General features: G+C 59.8%; 15 protein-coding genes. 9 read left to right on the forward strand and 6 right to left on the reverse strand.

Features of this window, described 5'->3' with window-relative positions:
* Positions 1-100 precede the first annotated feature (100 nt).
* Positions 101-385 (reverse strand): hypothetical protein, encoded by a 285-nt coding sequence (locus SH292x_RS11915; RefSeq protein ID WP_442485839.1) that lies wholly within the window; start codon positions 383-385, stop codon positions 101-103.
* Between the two features lie 799 nt (positions 386-1,184).
* Between SH292x_RS11915 and SH292x_RS11920 the strand changes: the two genes are divergently transcribed.
* The 6 genes from SH292x_RS11920 (at position 1,185) to hisB (ending at position 5,472) form a co-directional block, all read left to right on the forward strand.
* A complete protein-coding gene (locus SH292x_RS11920) occupies positions 1,185-1,781 on the forward strand; it encodes a riboflavin synthase (protein ID WP_442481221.1) in 597 nt (198 codons plus the stop codon).
* 18 nt (positions 1,782-1,799) lie between these two features.
* Positions 1,800-2,708: a 16S rRNA (adenine(1518)-N(6)/adenine(1519)-N(6))-dimethyltransferase RsmA gene (gene rsmA / locus SH292x_RS11925; protein WP_442481222.1), complete on the forward strand. Its 909-nt coding sequence runs from the start codon at positions 1,800-1,802 to the stop codon at positions 2,706-2,708.
* 67 nt (positions 2,709-2,775) lie between these two features.
* Positions 2,776-3,003 (forward strand): hypothetical protein, encoded by a 228-nt coding sequence (locus tag SH292x_RS11930; RefSeq protein ID WP_442481223.1) that lies wholly within the window; start codon positions 2,776-2,778, stop codon positions 3,001-3,003.
* 91 nt (positions 3,004-3,094) lie between these two features.
* Entirely contained in the window at positions 3,095-3,640 is a 546-nt protein-coding gene (locus tag SH292x_RS11935) for a hypothetical protein (protein ID WP_442481224.1), read from the forward strand.
* A 2-nt stretch (positions 3,641-3,642) separates the two neighbouring features.
* Positions 3,643-4,578, forward strand: a complete 936-nt coding sequence (locus tag SH292x_RS11940) for a sterol desaturase family protein (RefSeq protein ID WP_442481225.1) — start codon at positions 3,643-3,645, stop codon at positions 4,576-4,578.
* Between the two features lie 300 nt (positions 4,579-4,878).
* Complete coding sequence (hisB, locus tag SH292x_RS11945; protein ID WP_442481226.1) at positions 4,879-5,472, forward strand: imidazoleglycerol-phosphate dehydratase HisB; 594 nt, start codon at positions 4,879-4,881, stop codon at positions 5,470-5,472.
* A gap of 18 nt (positions 5,473-5,490) precedes the next feature.
* On the opposite strand, the gene SH292x_RS11950 is transcribed toward hisB, so the two are convergent.
* The 5 genes from SH292x_RS11950 to SH292x_RS11970 all read right to left on the reverse strand — a co-directional run bounded on the left by SH292x_RS11950 (position 5,491) and on the right by SH292x_RS11970 (position 10,693).
* Positions 5,491-6,105, reverse strand: coding sequence for an inorganic pyrophosphatase (locus SH292x_RS11950; RefSeq protein WP_442481227.1), 615 nt, complete (start codon positions 6,103-6,105; stop codon positions 5,491-5,493).
* Between the two features lie 64 nt (positions 6,106-6,169).
* Positions 6,170-7,498, reverse strand: coding sequence for a 6-phosphofructokinase (locus SH292x_RS11955; RefSeq protein WP_442481228.1), 1,329 nt, complete (start codon positions 7,496-7,498; stop codon positions 6,170-6,172).
* A gap of 118 nt (positions 7,499-7,616) precedes the next feature.
* Positions 7,617-8,963, reverse strand: coding sequence for an acetyl-CoA carboxylase biotin carboxylase subunit (gene accC, locus SH292x_RS11960; RefSeq protein ID WP_442481229.1), 1,347 nt, complete (start codon positions 8,961-8,963; stop codon positions 7,617-7,619).
* 69 nt (positions 8,964-9,032) lie between these two features.
* Positions 9,033-9,524, reverse strand: coding sequence for an acetyl-CoA carboxylase biotin carboxyl carrier protein (gene accB / locus SH292x_RS11965; protein WP_442481230.1), 492 nt, complete (start codon positions 9,522-9,524; stop codon positions 9,033-9,035).
* A 74-nt stretch (positions 9,525-9,598) separates the two neighbouring features.
* Complete coding sequence (locus SH292x_RS11970; protein ID WP_442481231.1) at positions 9,599-10,693, reverse strand: M24 family metallopeptidase; 1,095 nt, start codon at positions 10,691-10,693, stop codon at positions 9,599-9,601.
* Positions 10,694-10,984: 291 nt separating this feature from the next.
* On the opposite strand from SH292x_RS11970, the gene SH292x_RS11975 reads away from it, so the two are divergent.
* The 3 genes from SH292x_RS11975 (at position 10,985) to SH292x_RS11985 (ending at position 12,272) form a co-directional block, all read left to right on the forward strand.
* On the forward strand, positions 10,985-11,386 hold the full coding sequence (locus SH292x_RS11975; protein ID WP_442481232.1) for a 6-pyruvoyl trahydropterin synthase family protein: 402 nt from the start codon (positions 10,985-10,987) through the stop codon (positions 11,384-11,386).
* Between the two features lie 15 nt (positions 11,387-11,401).
* Positions 11,402-11,953, forward strand: coding sequence for a hypothetical protein (locus tag SH292x_RS11980; RefSeq protein WP_442481233.1), 552 nt, complete (start codon positions 11,402-11,404; stop codon positions 11,951-11,953).
* A gap of 163 nt (positions 11,954-12,116) precedes the next feature.
* Positions 12,117-12,272 carry a hypothetical protein gene (locus tag SH292x_RS11985; RefSeq protein ID WP_442481234.1) on the forward strand — a complete coding sequence of 52 codons (156 nt, stop codon included), beginning with the start codon at positions 12,117-12,119 and terminating at the stop codon, positions 12,270-12,272.
* Positions 12,273-12,329: the final 57 nt, after the last annotated feature.

The raw sequence follows: 12,329 nt of genomic DNA on the forward strand, positions 1-12,329 counted from the left end.
CCGGGGGCAGCTTGAACAACGGAATTCATTCCGTTTCCAGCTCGGCAGAGCAATCTTGTGTCAATTGCATAGTTCTCCCACCCGCCGCACAAGCTCACCTCTAGGGTTCCTTCGCTTTCTGCCACAGCTTCCCCTCGTCAGTGGCCAGCCATTTCTTCCCTTCCGAAGTCATCAGCCACACTGGATCGCGTGTCGCGCGTCTTAGCCACAAATCAAACGGATCTATCACCACAACTGAAAACGCGAACGCGATCAGATAGGAGATCGGAAAGGCCAAGAAGAATACTGCGATAGCCAGGAAGAACGGCCTGGCGTGGATCGCCAGTTGGACGAACGCAAACAGCGTCACCAGGAAGACCGCAAATTGTAGGAGATGTCGATGCATTCTCGGGATTTGCATCTCTGGTGCCACCCTTCCCAAGACAAGCTAGAAACGCCCGTCGGTCATCGAGCACTGACCGCAAGTTGGACGCAGCGAAAACCTCCTGCGAATGTAGCAATTCTCCCACCAAACCACCACGCGTTGGGTCGCGTTTGGAAGACGGAAAAAGGAAGGGGAAAAGGCCTGAAACATGCCACAAAACTTTTTTCCACTTTCTTTCAGAATGTGACTAGAAAGTACTCGCGCACCTGTTCCAATGAACATACACCAATTGGATGCTGGTGTGTGTAGATGAAGGAGTAAATGGAACAACTCGAAACAAAGACAGCGCCAACCGCAGGGTTTGCGAACGGTCGAAATACGCGCTGACGGACGGGCTAATTCTTCGCGTCTTTGCGCCTCTGCGTGAGAAAGGGAGAAACTGGAACCAATGGCAAAAGAGATCCTTCGGTCGCGGGGGCTCCCTCAGGTTGACACGTGGGGACAGGCTCCGCATTCGGCCTTCCCCCCATCCCCCTTCCCGCTCCCTCTTCGAACGGTAATGTCGCACTTGCGGTTCCCCCCTGCGACATTATCCAAAACGACCTATAGGCCTGAAGTGGATTTCACTCGACAAAACACGAGACTTTTTAACGCCCGTGAGAATCGCCCGACAGAATAAAGTCGCACCCAATGAAATATCGCCAAAACCGCGACATTAGTCCCCCGGTTGGCACCCCGCCACTCGAAGCGGTGGCACGCCCCAGTTAGAATGCAAGATTCGCGATTGCCCCCGATTATTCGCCCCCTTCCCCACTTCCCCATGTTCACCGGTCTCGTCCAAACCCTTGCCGAAGTCGCCCAGCTCGCCCCCGAACCCGGTGGCGTGCGGTTGGTGATTCGCGCGCCAGAGTTGGCGGCGACCGCCGCGATCGGCGCGAGCATCGCCACCAATGGCTGCTGCTTGACGGTCGTCGGCATCGAGGGCGAGCTTTTGGCGTTTCAGGCGGGTGAGGAAACCTTGTCGCGGACGAACCTGGGCAAGCTCCGCCCGGGCGACCGCGTGAACCTCGAAGGCTCGCTCCGCATGGGCGACGAGATCGGCGGGCACCTGGTTACCGGGCACATCGATGGCCTTGGCACGGTGGACGAGCGAATCGACGACGCCGAATGGGCCACGTTTTGGTTTCGCGTACCGCGCGAGCTGACGCGCCAGATGGCAAGCAAAGGCTCCGTGGCCGTCGATGGCGTCAGCCTCACGCTGGTGAACGTCGAAGACGAACGATTTAGCGTCGCCCTAATCCCCCACACGCTCAGCGTCACCACCCTCGGCGGCCGGCAAATCGGCGACACCGTGAACATCGAAACCGACGTGCTGGCAAAGTACGTCGAGCGTCAACTTAGTCGACCAATTAACTAACCCCCTACCACTGCCTTAATGCAACCACGACAAACCAAATCGTTCCTCATGCAGCGACTCCGCGAAATCGGAGTCGAGCCCGCTTCGCGGCATGGGCAGAACTTTCTCATCGACCTGAACCTTGTCGACTTGATCGTCAAGTCCGCCAACCTTGATCGCGAAGACGTCGTGCTCGAAGTCGGCACGGGCACCGGCTCGCTCACCGCAATGATGGCGAACCTCGCGGGGCATGTTGTCACTGTCGAGATCGACGGGCACCTATACGAACTTGCCAGCGAGCACCTGCTCGACGACGAGAACGTGACGATGCTGAAGATCGACGCCCTGCGAAACAAGAACCACTTCGCCCCCGAAGTGATGCAAGCCGTCGGCGAAGCGCTCGACTCGGTTCCGAACAGCCGACTCAAACTCGTCGCGAATCTGCCGTACAACGTTGCGACACCAATTCTGTCGAACCTGCTGTCGTGCGAGCACCTGCCGCACTCGATGGTCGCCACGATCCAGAAGGAACTCGCCGAGCGAATCGTCGCCAAGCCGTGGTCGAAGGACTACAGCGCCTTGAGCGTCTGGATGCAAAGCCAGTGCGACTGCGAAATCGTCCGCATCATGCCGCCGAGCGTCTTTTGGCCTCAGCCGCGGGTCGACTCAGCGATTATTCGCATCGTGATCAATCACGAAAAGCGGAACTTGATCCCCGATCGACTCTACTTCCATCAGTTTGTGAAGATGATCTTCATCCATCGGCGAAAGTTCCTGCGGGCCAACATCGTGTCCGCCATGAAGGGGCACCTGACCAAGGAACAGATCGACGTCGTAATGGAAGAAATGCAGTTCGGTCCCGACACCCGCACCGAGCAACTCGACGTGGCGACGCTGCTCGCTCTCACCGAGAAAATTCGAGCCCTCGCACCCGATTGGAAGCTGTAGGTACTTGGCGGAGAGTTGTGTTAGAATGCACCTCTCGGGAGTGGACTTTTCGGAGAGAGACCAAGGTATGGCGTTTATTGAAATGACCGGTGCGACGCTCGATCGCATCATTAGCGAAGACGAACTGCACCACGACAACCTGGACGAAGCGGGCGTTCGCGAGACGACCATCGTCCGCGTGAATCGGCAAGGCGACATCGAAGTCCGCCGCCGCGAAGGTTGGGACGTGATCGGCGGCTTGATCGGCGACTTCGAAGACCGCGTAAAAATCGAAACCGGCCTCGACTGGGCCTGACGAGCGAATAATTTCGCCGAGCCCGGTGGAACTTCCAGAAGATGGCGAGCGTCTTAGGTGAGTGGGTGATCTTGTCCCAGGAGCCAGAGCGATGCGGCGAGTTCCGATATTCCGGCGGGTGGCGGTGGTTTGCTCCAGCCTGACGCTCTTGCTCGGCTTCGTCGCCATGAAAGCGGGGGCACTCAGCGGAGACGTTAGTGACTCTTCGCCCCAGCCCACCACGGTCAGGATGCACGGCACGAAATCGGCGCCGGTGCACTTTAATGACGGGAGTTTGGTGACGAGCGACGGGTCACCGGTGGAGATTCCGAAGAGCATGAAGGAAGCTGCGAGGTTGACGGACGACATCCACGCCTACAGCAGCAAGAGTGCCGTGCCGCTGGTAAGGCCGGCGGAGCTAAAGGCTCCTACGAGTAATGCAGCGAAAATGGCTCCCCTTGCGCCACCGATGTTGATGCCGAGCACGAAGCGTGCGGAGGTATTTGACAGTTCGTTCCCCGCGAAACCGGCAAGCGCGACTCCAGCGGCTCCGGTAGTGACGGTACCGAGTTCGAAGTCGATGGCACCGGCGATTGATTTCTCTCCGCCCGCTTCGAAAGTCGCAGCACCTCAAACCATGAAGGGTAAGGGGGACTGAGCATGGAATGGTCGAACGTCGGACTAATGCTGCTGAGCGTCGCGGCGAGTTTTTTCTTCCTGACGCTCGTGTTCTGGCCGATGGAACTCGCGTTTCCAGCGAAGCGTGGGCAGCGGTTTTTTCGACCAGATTGGTGGACCGATCTTTGCTTCTTCCTGGGTCAGTACTTGCTGTGGAGTGGCCTGGTGCTGTGGGGGTTGAGCTACGTCAACGGTTGGATCACGGAAGTCTTGCCGGGCGGTTTTCGCGCGGCGGTAGCTTCGCAACCCTGGTGGCTTCAGGCGATCGAAGTGATCGTGCTGAGCGATGTCCTCATCTACTGGGCGCATCGGCTGCAACACTCCAATGCCTTCCTGTGGCGATTCCACTCCGTGCACCACACGGCCGAGCACCTCGACTGGCTCGCAGCGCATCGCGAGCATCCGCTCGATTCGATTTACACCGTGGGGCTCATCAACTTGCCGGCGGTGCTGCTCGGGTTCTCGCTCGAGAGCATCGCCCTACTGGTCGTGTTCCGCGGCATCTGGGCTATTTACATTCACTCGAATGTCCGCCTGCCGATTGGCCCGCTGCGTGTATTGATTGGTGCTCCAGAGCTTCATCATTGGCATCACGCGAAGGATCGCCGGGCGGGGAACTACGCGAACATCAGCCCGCTCATGGATGTCCTGTTTGGGACGTACACGTGCCCCGACCATGAACCCGAGTCGTTTGGTATCGAGGAGCCGAGCCCGTCGAGCTACCTGGGCCATTTGTTGATGCCGCTGCTACCAAAGTCTTGGCAGACGACCGCAGCTATCGTAAGTGAACCACCTGCCACGGAGAGCGGCTCAATTCTCGTCGGCGGCTTCGACGATGGAACTCTCGACGCGGGGTTCGAGTTGCACACGGATCTGGCCGCGAACTTGGACGAACGGCAGCTTGCCGGTGCCAAGTAGGCGGCGGACTTCGCGCGGGGTGAGTTCGTGCTGCCGGGCGTAGGTGTCGATCGAGACGGTGGAGCGGAGCTCTTCGTCTTTCGCCGGAGCAGGGATTCGCATCGGGGGCATGGGTTCCTCCGCCGGAAGAGGGGGCCGATGGACGTGGGGATAAGCAAGCGACGTTCGTGCCGCTTGTTCCGATTATAACTCGCCGCCGCCGATCCCCAAACCCGACCTTCCAGCCGATATCCCTGCCCGAGCGTTCCCTGGGCAGGTACGCTAACAGTACGAAGTTTCATCCTCCTACAGCCGCACAATATGCCTCGCACTGCTTCCATCGACCGAAAAACGGGCGAAACCGACATTCAGCTCTCGCTCGACCTCGACGGCACAGGAAAGGCCGACATCGCGACGGGCGTGGGGTTTCTCGACCACATGCTGACGCTGTTCGCGAAGCATGGGGTGGTGGATCTAACGGTTCGCGCAGCGGGCGATTTGCACGTGGACCAGCACCACACGGTGGAGGACGTCGGCATTTGCCTAGGTCAGGCGATTCGCGAAGCGGTTGGCGACAAGCGTGGTATCCATCGCTATGGCCACTTCACGCTGCCGATGGACGAGACGCTCGCGACCGTAGCGATCGACCTGAGCGGTCGGCACTACTTGGTCTACAATGCCCCGACTCCCTCGCCGAAGATTGGGGAGTTCGATACGGAGCTGCTTGAGGAGTTCTGGCAAGCCGTGTCTGCCAACGCACTATGCAACCTGCACGTGCAGTTGCACTACGGGCGTAACAGCCACCACATCGCGGAGGCCGTGTTCAAGGCGGCAGCGCGTGCGCTGCGAATGGCGGTGGAGATGGACCCTCGGTGCCCGGGAGTGCCGAGCACCAAGGGAACGTTAAGCGAATAGCCGACCTGTGAGGAACGATCAACCTCCGCCGAAATGCTCGGCGTAGTCTTCGATCGCGGCGTGAATGACCTTGGTCGCGTGCTCGCGCGAGTACGCGGCGTCGATCTTTACGCGGTCTTCGTCGGGCGAGAGCATCTTGTAGGTGCTGAAGTAATGCCGCAGGCGATCGACCAGCACGGTCGGTAGTTGCGAGACATCCTCGACACCCTCCCACATCGCATCACCATCGAGCACGGCGATGATCTTGTCGTCGGCTTCGCCGTTGTCAAGCATGGGCAAGCCGCCAACAACGCGCACCGTGAGAATCACTTCCGCGATCTGAATCGGCCGCTCGCTGATCACGCAAATGTCGAGCGGATCGCCATCGCCCGCCACGGCGTCGGACATCAAAGCCTTCACGCGGTCGCCACAGTACGTACCCGGCACGAAGCCGTAGAGCGTGGGGCAGAACGACGACGTGCGGTTGGGACGGTCAACCCGAAGATAACCGGTCTTCTTATCGAGCTCGTACTTCACGCGGTCGAACGGTGTGAGTTCGATGTACGCATTCAGGATTTTCGGTGGTTCCGGACCGACCTCCAGACCGTGCCAGGGGTGCGGACGCCAACGATAGAACGGGGAGGGGAATCCCATGTCGAAGCTTTCAATCCATTTTCATCATCGCCTGCGTTCGCCCCACGTGACTACCACGACGGGATCACGAAACAGGCATGTCTTCTTCGTTGACGTAGGTCTCGAGGAACCGCGTGAGCAACTGGAAGTCGCTATCGTTCTCGATGTAGCGAACGACCGTGACCAGCGTTTGCGGGTCGACGAGTTCTTCGAACGGCACGTAGTGCAGTTGCAACTGCCCCGACACCGAAACCATCACGCCATTGAGCTTCTGCTCTTCGAGGGCGCGGAACGCACCGACACCGAGTTGGCTGCCGAGCATCACGTCGAAGGCGTGCGGCGTGGCACAGCGGGCTTCGTAGCCGAGTTGCAGCGGGGTGACCTTGCGCTTGGTGCCGGTTTGCTTCTCGTACTCGTTGGCGATCAGCTTGCCAAACACCGTGTGCAGGCTGATGGCCGAGATGTTGATGTGGCCGTGATCGTCGCGACCGATGCCCTCGAGGTACTTCTGTGGCATCAGTTCGGCGAGGCCTTCGGCGATGACGATAACGCCGTACTTCTTGCCTTCCCGCTCGCGGGTGATCATGGTGAGCACGATCCGCTTGATGACCTTTTCGAGGTTCATCACGTCGCGGGTCTTCGTCTCGCCGGTCTCAGGATTGGTGTACTCTTCGGTCGTGCGGTACTTGCCGCGGATGTCTTCGACGCTGATCACCAGGCTCGCTTCGCCGGCAATCGCCACGCCGTAAGCCAACCAACCGGCGCTGCGGCCCATCGATTCGACCAGGAAGTAGCTCTTGTTCGCTTCGGCGTCGGCGAGCAGGTTACGAACTTCGCGGGCCAGGAAGTCGACGGCGGTGAAGTAACCGAACGTGAAGTCGATGCCGCGATAGTCGTTGTCGATGGTCTTCGGCAAGTGCACCACGGGAATGCGTGGGGCGTCGGCCGGCAGGGTGTCCTGATACAGCTTGAACTTGTTGGCGGTCTTCAAGGTGTCGTCGCCGCCAATCGAGATCAGCGCCTCAACGCCGATGGAACGCAGGGCGTCGTACGTGGCCTTCAGAGGAGCGACGCGCTCGGGATCTTTCAAATGCTCGGGGCTCGATACCATTTTGCCAGGGTTGGCGCGAGCCGTGCCGATCATGATGCCCTGCTTGCTGCGGGTGCGGCTGAGCATAGGGTGGTCGATCACCACGTAGTCGGTCCCCTGCTCCAATGGCTTGGCGGGGTCGTACGTTGCGAGGCTCGAGTAGCCGTGCTTGATGCCGATCACTTCGGAACCGTGACGCAGGAACGACACCGCAGCGGCGGAGATCACCGCGTTCGCAGCGGGGGCGGGACCACCGGCGAACAGAATCGCCACGCGGCGGAAGGAACTTTTGTCGGCGTAGGGTCGAGTAAGGGCTTCGGCCATAGTTCAATCAGTGCAAATATCGGTAGTAAACAGATCAAAAACACCCCCGCGAGCCGTCATTGTAACGGCCAGCGGACGGGGGGAGAATGGTGGGCGGCGCGGGGTGGGACTCGCAATATTACGAGTTCATGAAGGTCCGCTCGACGAACGTTGTGTCGATTCGGCCTTCGACAAACGCCGTGTGGCTCAAGATTTCGAGGTGCAGCTTGGCGGTGGTCTTGATGCCATCCACTCGCAATTCGCGAAGCGCTCGCTTCATCGTGGCGATCGCTTCGGCGCGGGTGGGCTGGTGAACCAAAAGCTTGCCAATCATCGAGTCGTAGTTCGGCGGCACCGTGTATCCGCCGTAGACGTGCGAGTCCCACCGAACACCAAAGCCACCCGGCACGATCAATCGCTCGATGCGACCTGGCGAGGGTTGGAAGTTGCGATCGGGATCCTCGGCGTTGATGCGGCACTCGATCGAGGCTCCGCGATGCACCACGTCGTCCTGCGAGAACGGCAAGGGCTCGCCCGAGGCCACCAAGATCTGGGCCTTGATCAGGTCGATGCCAGTGACCAGTTCGGTGACGGGGTGCTCGACTTGAATACGGGCGTTGACTTCGATGAAGTAGTAGTTGCCCTCGCCGTCGACAATGAACTCGACGGTCGCGGCGTTGGTGTAGTTGGCCGACGCGATCAAGCGGCGGGCGGCCTCGCACATTTCGAGGCGCGTCTCGTGGCTGATGCTGGTGCTCGGGCTTTCCTCGATCAGCTTCTGGTGACGACGCTGCACGGAGCAATCGCGTTCCCACAAATGAACCACGTTGCCATGATGGTCGGCAATCACCTGCACTTCGACGTGGCGAGGCTGGGTGATGTACTTTTCGAGGTAGACGTCGCCATTGCCGAACGCGGCTTGGGCCTCGGCCTGGGCTTGTTGCAGGGCCGACTTGAGGGCCAAGTCGTTCGCAGCGACTCGCATACCACGACCACCACCACCGGCGACCGCTTTGATGAGCACTGGGAAGCCGACCTCGTGGGCGAAGCGCATCGCTTCGTCTTCGGTCTTGATCACGCCTTCGCTACCCGGCACGACGGGGACGTTGGCGCGGCGAGCCAAGTCGCGGGCGGCGTTCTTGTCGCCTAGCTGCGACATCGCCTCGGGCATGGGGCCAATGAAGTCGATGTTGCAACTACGGCAGACTTCGTTGAAATGGGCGTTTTCGGCGAGAAATCCGTACCCAGGATGAATGGCCTGGACGTTTCCGACTTCGGCGGCACTGATGACACTGGCGATTTTCAGGTAGCTGTCGGAACTCTTCGCGGGGCCGATGCAGTACGCTTCGTCGGCGAGATCGAGGTAGTGGGCACCCCGATCGGCTTCGCTGTAGATGGCCACCGTTTCGATGCCCAACTCGCGACACGCGCGGATCACCCGCAGCGCGATTTCACCTCGGTTGGCTATGAGAATGCGTTGGTACATCGATGGAGCGTTGGCAGGAAGGTCGTGGGAGCCGCGAGGGGAGTACGGCGGCGTGAAATGGCGACGGGGCTATTCGAGCCTGAACAGCGGTTGGCCATACTCGACCGCGTCGCCGGTCTCGACCAGCACCGCCACGATCTTACCCGACATTTCGGCGGGAACTTCGTTGAACACCTTCATGGCTTCGACAATGCAGACCACGGTGTCGGGACCGACCTGGTCGCCCACCTTCACGAACGCCGCGGCGTCGGGGCTGGGGGACGCGTAGAACGTGCCGACGATGGGGCTCTTGATTACCTTGCCAGTGGCAGCCGGGGCGGGTGCAGCGGCGGCGGGAGCGCCAGCCGCGGGGGCCGGGGCAGCTGCGGGAGCCGCTGGTGCTGGTGCCGCAGGAATGGCGGTGACGATGGGCTCGCCACCTTTCCGCAGACGGATTCGCTGGTCGGCTTGGCGGAGATCGATCTCGGCCAGTTCGTGCTCGTTCATCAATTCCACGAGCCGCCGCACTTTTCGTACGTCGAATACGTCGCCGGGATTCGACCCGCCTGCGTCTTTAGCCATTGGTTGCTCCACCGCCGCGAACGGCCCGCGAGGGCCGGCAATACAGTAATAGATGTCTCGTTAGCCCAGGCAGGTTAACTCAAAATACAATCTTCGAGTTGCTTGGGAACGCTAGTTAAAACCTCGCAACCACTCTTGGTTACCAGGATATCGTCTTCAATTCGGATGCCGCCCCAGTCGTCCAGGTAAATGCCCGGCTCGACCGTCACGATCATACCGGCTTCAAGCAGCACCTTGTCTTGGCCCTTGGCAAAACGGGGGGACTCGTGAATCTGGAGCCCCGTGCCGTGACCCAGCCCATGGCCAAAGTTACTACCATAGCCGGCCTTCTCGATCACGTCGCGGGCCCGCTTGTCCACTTGCTCGCAATTCACGCCCGGTTTGATGAACGAAATCGCCGCAAGTTGAGCCTCTAAAACAACTTGGTAAACTTTCTTGAATTTGGGCGAGAGTCTACCGGTGACCACCATACGCGTCAAGTCGCTCAGGTAGAGCCCCGAGTCGGCACCCCAGTCGATTAGCGTAAAATCGTCCGAATCGATCCGTTTGTCGGTGGGAGGAGCGTGTGGCAGGGCCGATCGGGTTCCCACGGCGACGATTGGTGGGAACGCCAGCCGTTTGGCCCCAAACCGCCGGGCCTGGTACTCCAGTTCGGCGGCGATCTCCTTCTCGGTGCTTGCGGGCCGAATCAGGGCTCGGGCAGCCGCAAAGGCCTTGGCGGCCTGCTCGCAGGCAATCCGGGTGGCTTCGATCTCGGTCTTGTCCTTGATCAACCGCAGGCCCTCGACCAGGTCGGTGGTGAGGACAAACTGGACTCCTTCGAGCTTCTCGGCGATCGCCTGCTGCGTGGCGACCGACATCGACGCCGCCTCGATAGCCAGCCGATCGATCTTCAGCTTCTGGATCAGCTCGCAAGTCGTCGGGATCATCATCTGCCCCGGCTCGCGGACAATCAGCGCGAGCCCTGGGCATTCCTCGGCGAGCTGAATCGTGAACCTGCGGTCGGTGACCAGCGTCGCCCCGTCGAGCGTGAGCAGCAGGTAGGCGTCCTCGCCCGTGAAGCCGGTCAGGTAGGTGACGTTGTAGTGATTGGTCACCAGCAGGGCGTCGGCCTTCGACTGGCGGATGTGGCCGCGGAGCTTCTTTTGACGCGAGGCGAAGATGTCCATCGAGGTGGCGCTGAGGTGAGATGACGGGGGCTAACGGGATGGCCCAATATCGGACGAATCGAGAAGCTTCGCAAGGCACCACGCGCTTCTCGGTCGCCGCGGAGTGCCCTATCCTGATAAGTACCACACACCGACGTGTGAGCCGGGCCGTCCCCGGCCCCGGATTGTGAAGTTAGAGTTGACTCTAGTGCAACATCTCCGGGGGCGGGGACGCCCCGGCTCGCACGCGCATCTACGATTCAATACAAACCTCTCCCAACGACCAACTCTCTCCCCACGAATAGTCACTCCATGTTCCAAGTCACTCGCGAAATCGACTTCTGCTACGGCCATCGTCTCTTGAACTACGACGGCAAGTGCCGAAACCTGCACGGGCACAATGGCAAGGCGATCATCACGGTCGAGTCGCCGAAGCTCGACCGGCTGGGGATGGTGCTCGACTTTTCGGACATCAAGGAGGTGGTCGCCACGTGGATCGACGAGAACCTCGACCACCGCATGATCCTGTGCAAAGACGACCCCGCGGTCGCGATGCTGCAAGAAATGGGCGAGCCGCTGTACCTGCTCGACGACAACCCCACCGCCGAAAACATCGTCAAACTGATCTATGAGAAGACGAAAGAGGCGGGCTTCCCGATTCTCGAGGCGAAGTTGTGGGAGACGCCGAAGTGCTTTGCGGTGTATCGGGAGTGAGGGGGGAACCTTCAGATGCAGATCACCGAGAAACAACTTGAGAAGATCGCAGCTTGGGAAATCGCGGATCAAGCGTTCGTTTCCGTTGATCCGATTGTGAAATACATCCAACCTGCGATCACCGAGCTTACCAAGTCTGGTCACTACGATGCACGCGTGGTCGCGAACGGCGGACTCAGCAACTACTACTCGGTCGCGCTTACGCCGAGCTTCTCTACTGGAAGATTATCTCTTGCTCCAGAATGGACACCGTATCACGGGCCGGGGCTGCTGATCTACTTAAGCCTAATGGCCCCGTTTGCCGCGATGGGGCGAACTGATGTTAGCTACGAAGCGAAGTCATCCGCTGTGCAGCCGCTCGACTTAGATTCTCTGCTGGATCCTCGATTCGGTGTGGATCGCACCATGGACGCCGCACTGGAGGCATTCAATGAATCAAACTATCACTTCTTAGGTCTCTCTACACTTCTTCAGCCACTTCCAGCGCATATACGGCCGTACGAGTATTGCTTAGGCGAAGTGCCCTGGGATCGAGTCTTCCATGTGCTCTTCTCGAACACCGATTGAGCTTAGCGAAGCGAATGGGCGTGAACTACCTCCTTTACCGCGACGATGAACTCCTTGGGAGCTCACCGCGGCGTCGCCAGACTTCCCTTGGCACCAAGGCAACTTCCACCCCACCCCGGCGTTTGAGGAAGTCCGACCTCTCTTTGAACGAGAGCTCGAACTGATGAACGCAGAAAAATGGGTCGAGTGGGAGGCGGTATGGACGGCTATCTACGACTTGGGCGTTAGATTGCGCCCGGCTTCGGCACGAGATGCGAGCGAAGACGTCATGGAGTTCATTCTGCACATCGATGGAACCGAGGCCTGGTGGCGGATTTGAGCACCCCTAGCTGCTGAGGCCTTCGCGGACGGCGTGGCCGTCCGGCTATTGAAGTCT

The organism is Aeoliella fuhlenseeensis, from assembly GCF_052161615.1.
Lineage (GTDB): Bacteria > Planctomycetota > Planctomycetia > Pirellulales > Lacipirellulaceae > Aeoliella.